Here is a 15,003-nt window from a genome sequence, read left to right as displayed (position 1 = left end):
CAATTTTTGTACTTCCCGCTTATAACTGCTATGGAATATAACTTGAAGATGCTTGCTTTTCGCGTGCTGGCGGGAGAATTATTTTTCACTTCCGCCTGCGGGCAAAATAATGTCCATAGGATGCCACACAGCAGTGTGCTATTCTTATGACAACGAAGTAAACGCTTTCAATAATGTGCTTGTCGTTTTTTAATCTTGATATCTTGATATGAGGAGGAATGCATGCAGATGCACAATAAAACGAATTCTGTCTTCCTGCTGCTTGCGCTTGCATTAGTCACCGCCGGCTGCTCCGCGGGAGAAGCGCCCAAAACGCCGGATGCATCCGGTAAACCCGCGGCGGCGGGAACAGGAGGAGCCGAGAATAAGGCCCCGTTAAAAATCACAATGGCCTGGCCTCTTTACAACGAATTGCCTGATATGAAGAACGCTTTTTGGACCGAATTCAAGAAGAGAACCAACGTGGATCTCGATATCCAATGGATCCCCAGCGGCAACTATAATCAGAAGCTGGAGCTGATGCTTGCGACCGGAGATATTCCGGAAGTCATCGCCGGGATCGGCACGAATGTCCCCACCTTTTACAAAGCGATTGAGAACGGCATGTTCTGGGATTTAACCCCCTTGCTGGGCGATTTCAGCAAATATCCGAATTTCAAAAAGAATGCGGAAACCGGAGTCTACGACTACAACAAGGTGAACGGGAAGATTTACAGTATTCCGCGCATGAGATCCCAAATTCACTCCTCGATCCATATGAGGAAGGATTGGCTGGACAAGCTGGGAATTCCGGCGCCCAAGACGCTGGATGAATTCAGGGAAACGCTGAAAAAGCTTGTCAAAGCCAACCCGAACGGGCAAGGCACCATCGGTTATTCCGGTTACGGCGTTTCGATCATGGACGACTCCTTTAAGCCGGCCTTCGGTATTTATGATCCGACTTATGACAAGGATGGCGGCTTGATCCGCGATATTTTGACTCCGCAGTATGCCGATATGGTCGAATATTTCCGCGGGCTGTACGCCGACGGCTCCCTGCCCAAGGAATTTGCCACAATGAAAGAAAAGCAGGCCGAGGATTTATTCGCCGCAGGCAAGGCCGCTTCGTATGGCCGAGTCGTCAGCCGCGACTGGCAGTATACCGAAACGAACCGTAAAATCGACCCGAACGCCTACGTTCGCTCCCTCAAATTAAAAGGCCCGAAAGGCTACGCTATCAACTTGCGGCAAAATTTCGCACCCGGTCTCTACATTTCAAAAAAAGTGCCGGAAGCGAAAGTCAAACAAATTTTGGACTACCTGGAATCTACTGCGACCAAGGAATTTTTGAAATTCGGCGAATATGGCATCGAAGGCGTGCATTACAACATGGTTAACGGTTACCCGAAAATGACGGAGCAGGGCTTTAAAGAAATGGTCATCTCCAGCTACGACACCTTCGTCGTTACCTATGACAGCGGCTTTAAAATACGAAATGTCAATGCACCGCCGGAGTACAACAAGGAAACCGAGGAAATGGTGAAGGATTATCTGGAGATCGGGAAGGTCAATCCGTTCAGCTGGCTGCTGTCCACCACATTCAGCGACGTCTGGCCCAAATATTCCGACGAATACGAGTCGAAAACGGTTCAAGCCATCATAGGCTCGATCCCTATGGAACAATTCAGATCTTACCAAGCTGAGCTGGTCAACAAGCCGGAATTGAAAAAAGCGTTCCAGGAATATGCGAAGGCAGAAAAAGAATTCAAGGCGGGTCAAAGTAAAAAATAAGTATCCTGCAGGCGAAATATTTTCAATCGGGAAAGGATGATCAAAATGAACATAAAAAGCATCGAAACGTTTACGACTCCGATGATCGGCATTGTACGCATTCGTACGGATGAAGGCGCAGAAGGCTACGGGCAGTTTGCCCCTTATTACGCGGACATTACAGCCAAGGTGCTTCACCGTCAACTGGCTTCCTACGCACTGGGTGCTGATGCCGGCAATATAGATGCCCTGGTCGAACGCTGCGTAACCGGCGAACATAAATTTCCCGGCTCCTACATTTGCCGTGCCGTCGGCGGTTTGGATACGGCGCTATGGGATCTCCAAGGCAAGCTGGCCGGCAAGAGCGTATGTGAGCTTCTGGGCGGCCAGCCCCGCAAGTTGGATGTATACGGTTCCAGCATGAAACGCGACATTAAACCTGAGGACGAAGGGGACCGGTTAGCCCGTTTGCAGGACAGCTATGGCTTCCGCGCCTTTAAAATCCGCGTGGCCAATAACTTCGGCAATGATGTGGACCGGTGGCCGGGCAGGACGGAAGCGATTATACCGGCTGTGCGAAAAGCGGTAGGCGATAAGACGATTGTGCATGCGGACGCTAACAGCGGTTTTACGCCGAAACGGGCTATCGAGGTCGGACGCATGCTCGAGCAGTACAATTACGGCCATTTTGAGGAGCCGTGTCCGTACCCCGAGCTGGAGTGGACCGCCGAGGTGGCGTCCGCCTTGCAAATACCCGTATCCGGCGGCGAGCAGGATACGGACCTCGCCCAGTTCAGGCGGATGATACGGATGGGGGCCGTCGATATTGTGCAGCCGGACATTTGCTACGTTGGCGGCATCAGCCGGGCGCTGCAGGTGGCCAAAATGGCCGAACATGCAGGCCTTCCCTGCACACCCCATGCGGCCAACTTATCGATGGTGACGGTGTTTACGCTTCATTTGCTGGGTGCTATTCCGAACGGAGGCCCGTTTATGGAGTTCAGCATTGAGGATACGAAATGGCTCGACGGATTATTTACGCCGGCACTGACAGTTAAGGAAGGTCAAGTAGCCATTCCGGATGCGCCCGGTTGGGGCGTGACGATCAATCCCGAATGGCTGGACAAGGCAGATTACCAATGCAGTACATTGGACTAACGGAAAGCGGGAGCGGAGCCCTTTGAAGGCGGCTCAAGCCGATGCCCGATTCCGTCGGGGGGAATGCTTATGCCTTACAGGATTCAATGGATACGCTTCATCAGATCCTTTATGCTGGCCTGCCGGGCCAGGCTGCAGGGCCGGTATTTGTACCGGCTCGTCTGGCTCGGCATGGTGTCCGCCTGCATTCCCGTTATGTTGGCGGGAACGGTGTATTACACGATTTCGGTCCATAACATGTATCAGAAAAATCAGGATGAAAGCCTGATTGCATTGAAGCTGATTATGGACCGGGTTGAGCGGATTTTATCCGAGATCGAGACCAAATCTCTTGAGCTGTCTGCGGATCCTCTCATGATCGACGCCTTGTACACAGCCGGGTTCAACGATAAGGAGATTGCCCGGCTGCGCCTGCTCAAGCTGCTTTCACGCGTCCAAAATGCGAACGATTTTATTGCGGGGATCGTGTATTACGACATTCGCGGCCAAACGCTGCTTGAATCCAATTACGGCCATCTCCGCGCCGAGCAATATCCGGACAAGCAGGAGCTGGACGCCGCGCTGCTGTCGCCGTATTCCGCTCAGTGGATCCGTGGGTCCGGTCTGCAAATCGGTGAAAATCTGACTTTTTTCCACAAGCTGCCCCATATGAAACAAAGCGACTTTGACGGATTGCTTGTTTTTCAATTGAACACCCAAAACTTCAACGCCTATTTGCAGGATAACTCGTTTCATGTTCCGGACAAATCACTGCTCGTGCTGGATTCGGAGGGCAGGCAGCTCCTTTCCTCCCGAGAGGAGATTTCGGCCGAACCGGCAAGGCCAAACGATGACACTGTGTTGCAGGCGGTCCGGTCGGACAGCAAATCAGGTATCTTTTGGGCGTCGGATCGAAACGGCAGGAATCAACTGTACTCGTTTCAAAAAACGTCTTCCGGGCGAACCTACCTTTCTTCCATTCCCGAAGCGAATATTTCGGGCCAATTGGCGTGGATTCGCTGGGCAATGGCGTGGACGGTCGGTTTGTTGCTTTCTTTGGGCATCGTACTCTCCGTCATCACCTCAATGAGGGCCTATAGTCCGATTCAACAGTTAATCAAACACGGGAGAAGCCTCGGACCTACACCGGACGGCTTGCGCAATGAGTTCGGATATATCCATGAATGCTTGAATTATTTGCATCAGGAAGGAAGATCTCTCTCCTTATACGTAAGCCAGATACAGCCCAATTTAAGAGAGCGGATGTTTCAAAAGCTGCTGCAAAAAGGGTATCCGGACATTTCAATACTGCAGAAGGATTGCGCCAACTTGGGAATTCCCGTGGAAAGCCATTATCGGGTGCTGGTTGCGACGGTGGAAAATATACACAGAGAAAAGAGGTATTTGCCGGAAGACCAGGCTATCCTCGGATTTTCACTGATTAATATAATGGGAGAGCTGCTCGAGCAAAATAAATCGTTGGACGGTTATGTGGTCACGCTTCACGATGGAAGCGGGATCGCTGTTATCAACAGCCGCGACTTAAACATTCTGGTGCATGAGCCGCATCAATATGCGCTTTCGGTTCATGAGGCCGTCAAGAAATTTCTGAAGCTGCAAGTTTCCATCGGAGTGGGCAATATGTACACCCATATTGCCGATGTGGCCGTTTCCTATCAGGAGGCATTGATTGCCTTGCAAAATCGGATGTTCAAAGAACCCAGTCCGGTTCTTTATACGGACGAGCTGGATATGACGAAAAAACAAACGGTTAACCTGTACCCGGCCAAAGCCGAGGCGTTAATAATCGAGGCGGTTGCCGCAGGCGAACTGGAAAAAGCGCGTCAAGCCTTGGCATTATTCGCTCAAGCAGTCCGCCAAACCCAATCGTACCCGTTTGTATACCAATCGTATCATCTGCTTCTCTCTTCGCTGATTCGATCTGTTGAGCAGCGCGGAGGAAGCCTGTCTCAGCTGCTTGAGCACAACTTATTTCATCCCATGAACCGGAGGCAAACGGCGGAGGAGCTGCATGACTGGTTTACGGATACGTGTTTCCCCCTCCTGGACCATATGGCGAAACAGCCGGATTCAAGCCTTACGACTGAAAGCAGGGCCGACATCCTCCATATTTGCAGCTATATCAAGGACCATATTTACTCGGATATTTCTTTGACCCAGTGCTCCGAAATGCTCGGCTTAACGCCCTCGTACGTAAGCCGGTTGTTCAAAAAGGTGATGGGCTATTCGTTCGTTGAATATGTCATTCATTGCAAAATGGACGAAGCGAAGCGCCTCCTGATTCAAAAGGATATTAGTATCGCCGAAATTTCTTCCATGATCGGCTATTCCGAGCGAAATCTCAACCGCGTATTTCAACGATACACTTATTTGTCCCCGGGTCAATTCAGGGCACGCTACCGTTAATCGGTGTGAAATTTTTTACTTTTATAGCGAGAGGGGTTGTGTTCATGAATTCCGTATCTACCGAATCGAAGCAAAAGACAGGAGCGATGAACCTCAACGCTGCCGTAATCCGAATATGGCGTCAGTTGATGAAATGCCGATATTTGTATGTGCTTGCGCTGCCGGGATTTTTGTTTTTGATTTTATTCAAACTCGGGCCTTTATGGGGACTGCTGCTCGCTTTTCAAGATTATAGCCCGTTCAAAGGAATTGCGGGAAGCGACTGGGTGGGCTTCAAACATTTTATAGAGTTGTTTGAAAGCGCCAATTTTTATACGATGCTGCGAAATACGCTGATTATTAATTTATTCGGTTTGGTTTTCAATTTCCCGCTCCCGATTTTGCTTGCTTTGATGCTGAATGAAGTGCGGCATGAGCTATTCAAAAAGCTGAACCAGTCGATCGTTTACTTGCCGCATTTTTTATCGTGGGTAATTGTAGCGAGCATGACTTTTTTCATACTGTCTACCGATGTGGGTATCGTCAATAAGATTTTCAAGTCATTGGGCATCGAAACGGTTCCCTTCTTATCGAGTCCCGGCTACTTCTGGGGGCTGATAACATCACAATCGATTTGGAAGGAAGCCGGTTGGGGCACCATCATCTTTCTTGCGGCGATCGCAGGCGTAGACCCGCAGCGTTACGAGGCGGCCGTGATGGACGGCGCCACCCGTTTCCAGCAAATTTGGCACATTACATTGCCTGCCATCAGGACAACGATAGTCATTCTGCTTATTTTGAGACTGGGACATATTGCGGATGTAGGCTTCGAGCAAGTATTGCTGATGATTAACCCGCTTGTCAGGGAAGTCGGTGAAGTATTCGATACTTACGCATATACGCAAGGGATACTTCGGGGCAAGATCAGCATAGGGGTGACCGTTGGACTGTTTAAAGGCATCGTCGGATTGGTGTTCGTGGTAACAGCCAATTATATCGTAAAAAAACTGGGCTACGAAGGCATCTACTGAGGAGGAATCCAGATGAGTTTTGTCCATAAAAAAAGGTTGACCTTGTTTGATTATATCAACTACTTGCTGCTTGGCTTAATCTCGCTCTTATGTGTGTTTCCTTTTATTTATGTGTTCAGCGTTTCTTTGACGCATCCGGATGCGTATATCCCCTTCACCTTCTATTTGTTTCCTGAACAATTTTCACTCGCTTCGTACAAATATATTTTATCGACCAACACCTTTTTGGACGCTTTGCGGAGCACGGCGTTAATTACCGGAATCGGCACGGTGCTTAATCTCATTTTCACATTTACGTTTGCCTACGCTCTGTCCAAGAAGCATATGCTGGGCCGAAAGCTGATGTTGGGCTGCGTCGTGTTTACGCTATTGTTCAACGCGGGGATCATTCCGAATTATTTGCTCGTAAAAGAGCTGGGGCTGCTTAACTCCTACTGGGCTCTGATTTGGCCGACATTAACGAATGCGTGGAGTCTGATCGTAGTCAAAAGCTTCATGGATTCCATCCCCGAGGAGCTGGAGGACGCTGCGCGGATCGACGGGTGCAACGACTTATTCGTATTTTTGCGCATCATCCTGCCGGTCTCGATGCCTGCACTTGCCGCATTCACATTGTTTTTTGCAGTAGCTCACTGGAATACGTATTTCAATGCCCTGATTTATTTAACGGACGCCAAAAAATGGACGCTTCAGGTTTTGATCAAAACGCTGGTGGTCGATTCCGATTCGGCAGGCGTCGCACAGGCGGGTGCGGCTGAAGACAAGATCATTCCCGAGGAGACAATCCGTATGGCCGCAGTCGTATTGGCGATGCTGCCTATTTTGGCCGTATATCCGTTTTTGCAAAAGTATTTTGCCAAGGGCGTCATGCTCGGCTCCATTAAAGGCTGACGTCGCAGTCGCTGCTGACGCCACCTATAAATCTTACAGGAGGCTGTAAACATTGAAGATTACAAAAGTAAATGTATACCGTACAACCGGGTTGTTCGTGAAGATCGAGACGGATGAAGGCATTACCGGATACGGGGAAGGCTCTTGCTTCTCTCCACAAGCCGTGGCCGGCATGATTGAAGAGCTCAAACCCTATATAATCGGGGAAGATCCGCGTCGGATCGAATATTTATGGCAGGCCTGCCTTCGGCGTTTATTTGCCCGGGGAGGCCCGGTTACAGGTTCGGCCATCGCCGCGATCGACATGGCGCTGTGGGATATCAAGGGCAAGTCGCTCGGCGCGCCTCTTTACCAGCTGCTCGGCGGGCTGTCCCGGGAAAAAGTAAGGGTCTACGGCTATGTTGTCGGCCATTCCGCTGAAGAAATTGCCGAAAATGCCCGGCGTGTGGCCGAGCGCGGCGTTACGGCCATACGTTACCGCGCTTTTCACGATTGGGATGCTATCGATTTGCACGATCATAAGAGAGCTGTATTTCAGCAGGTCGAATATACCGAGGCGATCCGCACGGCCGTCGGGGATGATGTCGATCTTATTATAGAATGCCATGGCCGGTATGATCCCGACTATGCGGTCATGCTGGCCAGGGAGGTTGAACGATTCCGTCCTTTGTATATCGAGGATCCGATCCGCCACGAGAATCCGCAGGCACTGCGCAGACTCCGCACCCAGACAAGCATTCCGCTGGCAACAGGAGAACGCGGTCACACCAAGTGGGATTTTCGCGAATGGATTGTGGACGGGCTTGTCGACTACTTGCGGCCGGACGTCTGCTGGTGCGGCGGCATTTCGGAAATGGTCAAAATAGCCGCCATGGCAGAAGCCTATTTCGTCAATCTGGTGCCTCATAATAACTGGGGACCGCTCGGCACCGCCGCAAGCGTGCACCTGTCGCTGGCCATTCCAAACGTCGCGCTGCTGGAGCTCCCTTGCTCTGTGAAAACGCCGCAGGAGTTGAAGTCCGATGTGAGTTCCCCGTATCCTGTTGTCGAAAACGGGTACGTACTGCCGCTTCACGGACCGGGCATAGGCATCGAATTCGATGAAGAGGTTGCCGAATCGTTAAAGCCTTCCCCGAAGCTGCTGCCCAAATTGAATGCGCTGGACGGCTCGGTTCGAGACTGGTAGCGGGCGGGAGCCGATGGGAACGGCTCGCGACAATGCGAGATGCAATAACCGGCAATTCAATCGAAGCACATTCGATATTAGACTCTCGGAGTTAAGGGGGCCGAGAGTCTATGATACTATGAGGAGGCATAGATCCATGAAAATAACGGATATCATTTGCATACATACCAAAGGCGTGTACGTCAAAGTCGAAACGGACGAAGGCATTGCCGGTTACGGAGAAGGGACGAATTTTACCCCTAAAGCCGTCGTCGGGATGATCGAGGAAATGAAGCCCTATATTATTGGCGAAGATCCGCAGCGGATTGAATATTTATGGCAGGCATGCTTCCGTCGGCTGTTCGCCCGCGGAGGTCCCGTCACCGGCTCCGCCATTGCCGCGATTGATATGGCATTATGGGATATTAAGGGCAAAAAGCTGGGCGTGCCCGTCTATCAGCTGCTCGGCGGCTTAGCGCGCAATCGGGTAAGGCTGTACGGCCATGTGACCGGGCATTCGGCGGAGGAGATAGCTTCCAATGCCAAAAAGCTTGCGGACAAAGGAATTACGGCGATCCGTTACCGTGGTTTTCACGATACGGATGCGATTCATCTGCATGATCATAAGCGCGCCGTGCTCCAGCAAGTCGAATACACGGAAGCGATCCGCGCCGCGGTCGGGAATTCGGTCGATTTGATTGTGGAGTGCCACGGGCGGTACGATGCCGATTATGCCGTTATGCTGGCCAGAGAAATCAAACGATTCCGCCCTCTCTACATTGAGGACCCGATAAGACACGAGAATCCGCAAGCATTGCGCCGCATACGTTCATATACCGATATCCCGCTCGCCACAGGCGAGAGAGGCCACAATAAATGGGATTTCAGAGAGCTGCTTACAGACGGGCTGGTTGATTATGTGCGGCCCGACGTTTGCTGGTGCGGCGGCATATCCGAAATCAGAAAAATTGCCGCGATGGCCGAAATGTACCATGTTCAAGTCGTGCCTCATAATACACAGGGGCCGCTTGGAACAGCTGCGAGCCTGCATGCTTCCTTGTCCATGCCTAATGTGGCCATGATGGAACTGCCTTGGGCGGGCAAGGATGCTCCGCCGGCCGATGCAGCATCCCCGTGGCCGGTCATCGAAGACGGGTACGCCTACCCGCCGACAGGACCGGGTCTCGGTATCCGGTTCAATGAGGAGCTGGCCGCTTCCCTCCCCGCTCCGTCGAAGCTGCTGCCCAGATTGAATGCGATCGACGGCTCTGTCCGGGACTGGTGAGCCGGAAACGACGAATGCTGCGCGTTAAGAAGCCGAACCGTAATGATAATTACCAACAATCAACTGCCTGCATACTTGCGGGCAGTTTCTTATCTCTTATGTATGTTTCATCGACTCTTTTACGATTCCTTTACGATTTCTTCACATAAGCTTAACGCTTATCGGCGTTTCATTTAACACCCCATTTACAAAATTCTATTAATCTGGGAGAGTGAGTCCAATCTACTACGAAAGGTAGTCGTTGCAATTGAAAAACAATTCGAAACACCTGAATAAGCTTATCGCTCCCGTGATGGGACTGGCCCTGCTGGTCCCATGTGCGCTGCCGGGCTTCGCATCCGCGGCGGAAGAAGTCAAAGTGAAATCCACCGAATTCGTCGGCATGACCGCACCTGCCAGCGTACAGGACATGGCCCGGCTGTACTCGACCGCTTCCCTCAAAGTTACTTACACGGACGGCTCTGTGAGATCTTTTCCGTTAACGTATAAAACGCTTTTCAAAACGACGGATTCGGTTAACGGCACCCCTGCCGGTCTGGCAATCGACGCGGCAGGAAAACCGATCATGGACAACAGCGTACCAAGCAACCCGGTTCCGTTCGTTTCCGACGACCCGGATTCCAACAGCTTGATGAAAATCGAAGGCGCCGCTGCGACGGGCAAGGGCGGCAACCCGCTTTCCCTGATCACGCATTACGAATATATTACGACCAACAATGCCGGCAAATCGGCGTACGGTATGGTTCCCGCTTCCATGAGCCTGACGACCATCGACCAGAACAAAACTTCCGGCGAGCTTACGGCCGTCGATCTGAAAAAGATCGATTTCTCCTCGGTGGATGGGCTTTGGATTCCATGCAACGGCTCGTTGACGCCTTGGAATACGCATCTGGGCTCCGAGGAGTACGAGCCTGATGCCCGCGCTTACGAGGCCGATCATAACGAGACGTATACCGATTCATTCGCCAAAAGCTACTACCAGGAGGAAGCCAAAGCCGCCAATCCTTACGCCTACGGCTGGCTGCCGGAGGTAACCGTCAAAGCCGATAATTCCACCGACGTTGTGAAGCACTACAGCATGGGCCGCTTCTCCCATGAGCTCGGTCGGGTAGCCCCTGATTTAAAAACCGTATTTTTCGGCGACGACGGCGGCAACACGATGCTGTTTATGTACGTAGCGGATCAAGCGCAGAATTTGTCCGCCGGCACTTTGTACGCGGCCAAATGGCTTCAAACCGGCGATGAAAACGGCGGCTCCGCAAATTTGCAATGGATTTCTCTCGGGCACGCGTCCGACAGCGAGATTAAAAGCTATGTCGACAAAGGCGTTGCCTTTAGCGATATGTTCGAAACGGCCGAGCAAGACACGCCGGGCTTTACGAAAATCAAGACGTATCCGAGCGGTAAAGTGGAATGGCTGAAAGTGAAGCCGGGTATGGAGCAAGCGGCCGCTTTCCTTGAAGCCCGCCGGTATGCGGCAACGCTTGGCGCTACGTCCGAATTCAACAAAATGGAAGGCGTAGCCTTCAATAACAAGGATAAACGCGTATACGTAGCGATGTCTTATGTCGAGAAGAGCATGGAGAAGGACACAAAAGGAGCAGATCCGACCGACGATATCGCCGTGAAAAAAATTCGCGCGGGCGTCGTCTACGAAATGCCGATGACCGGCGGCCAAAAGGACAGCTCGGGCGCAGCCATCAACAGCGAATATGTCGCGGCCAGCATGAAGGGACTTGTAGCGGGCGTCGATCTGGCGAAAGCCGATTCGAAAGGCAACACCGCCGACGATGAGCATATCGCCAATCCGGATAACCTCGCGTTCTCCGAGGAGCTTCGCACCCTGTATATCGGCGAAGACAGCGGCATGCACGCCAACAACTACGTATGGGCGTATAGTGTCGATACGAAGAAGCTTTCCCGCATTTTGGTGACACCGGCCGGTGCGGAAGCTACGGGCCTTCAGGTTGTAGACAGCTTAAACGGGTTCAGCTATATTATGAGCAATATCCAGCATCCGGGCGACGAAATGATTTTGCCGGAACCGTTGAAAACCGATGTCGAACAACAAATCAACAAAAACTTCGAAAACAAGCGTGCCGGAGCGGTAGGCTACCTCCACGGCGTACCGACGTCGAAGCAAATGATCGAGTGGAAGGACACGGATAAGTCGCTCTCCGTTCTGCGCGATACCGCTGAGGCCAAAGGTGCGAAAGTCGCTTGGAACGAAGCCAATCGCACCGTTACAATCACGAAGGGCGGCAGCAGCTTGACCGTCAAAGTCGGCGAGGCTGCGGCCACTCTGAACGGCCAACAGGTTCAACTTCCATATGCAGCCAAGCTGGAAAACGAACGGACGTTATTCCCAAGCGGAATATTGAACAGCTTCCTGAAATAAACCGTGACGAAGTGACCATTAGGCGGCTTTTGGGCTTAATGGTCGCGATCCGCCGGGACTGGCCAAACATCAGCTGGCCCTTCTGAAGCAGCATGCGTTCGAGAAAAATATCGAAGCGGCTCAGGCCGAAGCGGCGATTCAGGCGTTCGACGGGCTGCTGATCAGGCTGGATACGATGCTGAACGGCGATATAACTTAACGGCTCAGGCGGTCCTAATAAAAGGGCCGCCTTCTTATTTCCCTTGGGCTTGCAGCTTGCAAGCCGCTCTTTTAATCTTTTTTAATCCGCTTCTCATGTTGTTTTAATAATACGCTGGTACATTCAATCTTAAAAAGATCGCCAACATCGACGAGGGGAGCAAACAGTCATGATGAATACGCCGAATGAAGCAGCGCAACCGATGACGGCTGCAAACCGGCTATCGATTCCATTAAAGGAACGCAAATGGATGTACGCGGCGCTATTGCTCTCGGCCGTTTTTGTTATATGGGGGCTGCGGGATATGCTGCAGCTTCCTTTATCTATACTTCAAAGCAAGCGATTTGAATTTACGATCAAAAATTACGGCTCGTACGCACGCATCGCCCTCTTCATCGTTTTGGCCAACTATGTTCTGGGGGCTGCGCTGCGGAAGCGCTGGATAAATCGCCGGGACGATGTGAAAAAATGGACCGCCTCATTGTGGCGTTTGGCCCGCAAGCTTCACACGCCCGCCGCTATCGTTGCCATCGGATTCATTGCGCTGCATGCAATTGCCGTATTTATACACGGATTTCAAGCCGATTTTCATAGTATCAGCGGTCTGCTTGCCCTGTTTGTTCTGCTCCCGGTGCCAATTTCCGGACTATTCAGATATAGAAAGCTCGATCGGAAATGGCATTTGCGTTTCGGTCTCGCCTTTGCCGTATGCTTTCTGATCCATGCTTTTGTGTAAACTGCTTCTGCGGGGAAGGCGGACACATTGGGGAACGGAGCGAATTGCCGCTGACGTAATGCGTTCAAATCTTATGTAAGCTACCCGAGAAAGGCTCCTGCTCCCACCCGAAAAGCAGGAAGCCTTTCCCATCACGGCAGCCGACTTGCCCTAAAGCGGCATAAAGTCTACCGGCCGGTTATTTGCAAGTGCTGCGCAAAACGATAACAAGCAGGATGAACAGTACGAGAACGATTCCTGCCGAGGACCCGCCGACCGGATAGTAGCAATGGTGGTGATAGTGATGGTGATGCTTTTTCGGCTCGAAGATGTTAATTTCTTCGTAGCTGGCCTGAACATTGACCGGCGCATAGGACGGAGCTGGCATTGTTGCGGCAGGCATTGTTGCGGTAGGGGCCATAGGCATTGGCATTGGCATTGGCTTAAATTTTTCCATCTGTAGGACACCTCCATAGTGTGATAAGGCATATGTTCCTAATGAACACACCAACAGTCTATGGTGAATCACCCATTGGGAACACGGTATTCACCTATAGCGGAGAAATTGGACGTTTATCCCGGTACGGAGCCAGCGGGGTCAAACCCATCTATTTTAACCGGCGCAAAAATTGGAAATTTTCCGCAACTTTCCCGGCTGATCCGAGTCAAATTATATATATATTTCCAATAATTACATTTAAACCCTGAACTTTCTATGCACAAATAACTACCCGGGCACTTGTCGGATTATAACTGTCAGGAGGGGAATAAATGAAAGCGCATCCAAACCATTCGCAGCCCGAGCCTTCTCATGCGAATAAGCCAGCCGACCGCATGTATCCGGAAAGTACGAAGCCGGAAGACGACCCTATGGAAAGAAAAGATGCAGGCGCGGTGCCTGCACCCATTCGTTATTTCGCCTACTTCTTATTAGGCTCTGCTGTGTTGACGCTGCTGATCGTAATCATCCTGCAGTTCGTCTCATCATGACTCGGCCCTGCGCACAAAGCGCAGCTTCACATCCTGCGGGTAATCCCCATAGCCGGATCCGAACAGGTTCAACCCCCGGCAGTTCACCGCGTCCTTGCGTACCTCCAGCCTCACCTTGATCGGCAGGCTATAATGCAAATTCAAGTCGCTTATCGTAGTATCCGACGACTTGCTTCCATTAACTTTGCTGCCTTCGTCGCTGACGCTCCATTCCGCAAGCAGGCCATACTGCGAGCTGCCGAGCGGTATATTGGAGGAAAGCTTTCCTTTCCTGTCGCCAAAATCGCCCGGGCATGTCCAGGTTCCAATCCATTTGCCGTTCAGGCTGAGCGTTATGTCCGACGGCCATTCCTGCCTGTAGCCTTCCGCCTCCGAGCACAGCTCCGCGCTCAAAGACAGCTGCTGCAGCGGAATTCCCTGGGGCAGCGGGTTAGCGAACGTATACTCCACATACCCGGCTCCGCTGAACCACACAATGTTCGCCTGCACCCGCTCCGGCATATGGAAGGTGCGCGGGTCGTCCGGACAGCCGACCATGCCCTCCAGGCCGTATAAGCCGCACGGCGGCTGGATGGAGCAGTCGGTATACAGCCCGACCGGCATCGATAGCTCCTCAACCTCATGCAGCCCTTCCCCCGGCCGCATCGGAAGCTCCAACAGCAGCGCGTCCAGCGTGCGCTCGCATATTTTTTCCCGACCGCTGCCCTGAAACGATGTCACAAGCCCCGCCTGCTCCAGAGTTTGCACATTGATCGATACGGTCGGCTGAGCGACTCCCAGCTCCTCGACCAGCTGACTTATGCTTTTGGGCCGCTCCCCCAGCGTCTCCAGGATGCGCAGCCGCAAATCCCCGGACAGCGCCTTGGCTACCTCCTGAATGTGCTGCGCGGCAATGCGTTTTAGTTTATCCGTCGATTCTGCCATCATCCGTCTTAAGCTCCTTCACTCAAACATTGCGTAGATACAATATTAATTAATGCAATCAAATATTATTATTGTATTTATATAATATAGATTGTATGATTTATAGGTTAAAT

Annotated in this window: 12 protein-coding genes; 10 read left to right on the top strand and 2 right to left on the bottom strand. The window is 51.7% G+C overall.

The genetic code is table 11. The features are described 5' to 3' along the window. Positions 1-222 precede the first annotated feature (222 nt). The 9 genes from E1757_RS24765 (at position 223) to E1757_RS24725 (ending at position 12,997) form a co-directional block, all read left to right on the top strand. Complete coding sequence (locus tag E1757_RS24765) at positions 223-1,770, top strand: extracellular solute-binding protein (RefSeq protein ID WP_133233225.1); 1,548 nt, start codon at positions 223-225, stop codon at positions 1,768-1,770. 45 nt (positions 1,771-1,815) lie between these two features. Beyond that, positions 1,816-2,907: a mandelate racemase/muconate lactonizing enzyme family protein gene (locus tag E1757_RS24760; protein WP_133233224.1), complete on the top strand. Its 1,092-nt coding sequence runs from the start codon at positions 1,816-1,818 to the stop codon at positions 2,905-2,907. Between the two features lie 69 nt (positions 2,908-2,976). Next, entirely contained in the window at positions 2,977-5,313 is a 2,337-nt protein-coding gene (locus E1757_RS24755; RefSeq protein WP_165972270.1) for a helix-turn-helix domain-containing protein, read from the top strand. 44 nt (positions 5,314-5,357) lie between these two features. Further along, positions 5,358-6,323 carry an ABC transporter permease gene (locus E1757_RS24750; RefSeq protein ID WP_246079474.1) on the top strand — a complete coding sequence of 322 codons (966 nt, stop codon included), beginning with the start codon at positions 5,358-5,360 and terminating at the stop codon, positions 6,321-6,323. Between the two features lie 12 nt (positions 6,324-6,335). Further along, on the top strand, positions 6,336-7,214 hold the full coding sequence (locus E1757_RS24745; protein WP_133233220.1) for a carbohydrate ABC transporter permease: 879 nt from the start codon (positions 6,336-6,338) through the stop codon (positions 7,212-7,214). A 52-nt stretch (positions 7,215-7,266) separates the two neighbouring features. Further along, a complete protein-coding gene (gene dgoD, locus E1757_RS24740; protein ID WP_133233218.1) occupies positions 7,267-8,400 on the top strand; it encodes a galactonate dehydratase in 1,134 nt (377 codons plus the stop codon). Positions 8,401-8,536: 136 nt separating this feature from the next. Beyond that, a complete protein-coding gene (dgoD, locus tag E1757_RS24735; protein WP_165972269.1) occupies positions 8,537-9,664 on the top strand; it encodes a galactonate dehydratase in 1,128 nt (375 codons plus the stop codon). Positions 9,665-9,956: 292 nt separating this feature from the next. Then, entirely contained in the window at positions 9,957-12,062 is a 2,106-nt protein-coding gene (locus tag E1757_RS24730) for an alkaline phosphatase PhoX (RefSeq protein ID WP_133233404.1), read from the top strand. Positions 12,063-12,430: 368 nt separating this feature from the next. Continuing rightward, a complete protein-coding gene (locus tag E1757_RS24725) occupies positions 12,431-12,997 on the top strand; it encodes a hypothetical protein (RefSeq protein ID WP_133233214.1) in 567 nt (188 codons plus the stop codon). Positions 12,998-13,175: 178 nt separating this feature from the next. Here E1757_RS24725 and E1757_RS24720 read toward each other — a convergent pair whose 3' ends face one another. Then, entirely contained in the window at positions 13,176-13,433 is a 258-nt protein-coding gene (locus E1757_RS24720) for a hypothetical protein (protein WP_133233212.1), read from the bottom strand. A 314-nt stretch (positions 13,434-13,747) separates the two neighbouring features. On the opposite strand from E1757_RS24720, the gene E1757_RS24715 reads away from it, so the two are divergent. Beyond that, the gene (locus tag E1757_RS24715) at positions 13,748-13,966 is read left to right on the top strand and encodes a hypothetical protein (RefSeq protein ID WP_133233210.1); all 219 of its coding nucleotides are present in this window, start codon (positions 13,748-13,750) and stop codon (positions 13,964-13,966) included. Here E1757_RS24715 and E1757_RS24710 read toward each other — a convergent pair. Then, positions 13,961-14,893 (bottom strand): ArsR/SmtB family transcription factor, encoded by a 933-nt coding sequence (locus E1757_RS24710; RefSeq protein ID WP_246079471.1) that lies wholly within the window; start codon positions 14,891-14,893, stop codon positions 13,961-13,963. The genes E1757_RS24715 and E1757_RS24710 overlap by 6 nt on opposite strands. Between the last annotated feature and the right edge of the window lie 110 nt (positions 14,894-15,003).

This window comes from Paenibacillus piri (genome assembly GCF_004354045.1).
In the GTDB taxonomy this organism is placed as follows: domain Bacteria; phylum Bacillota; class Bacilli; order Paenibacillales; family NBRC-103111; genus Paenibacillus_S; species Paenibacillus_S piri.
The sequence above is the reverse complement of the archived record's forward strand: the minus strand, read 5'-3'. Positions and strand labels throughout refer to the sequence as shown.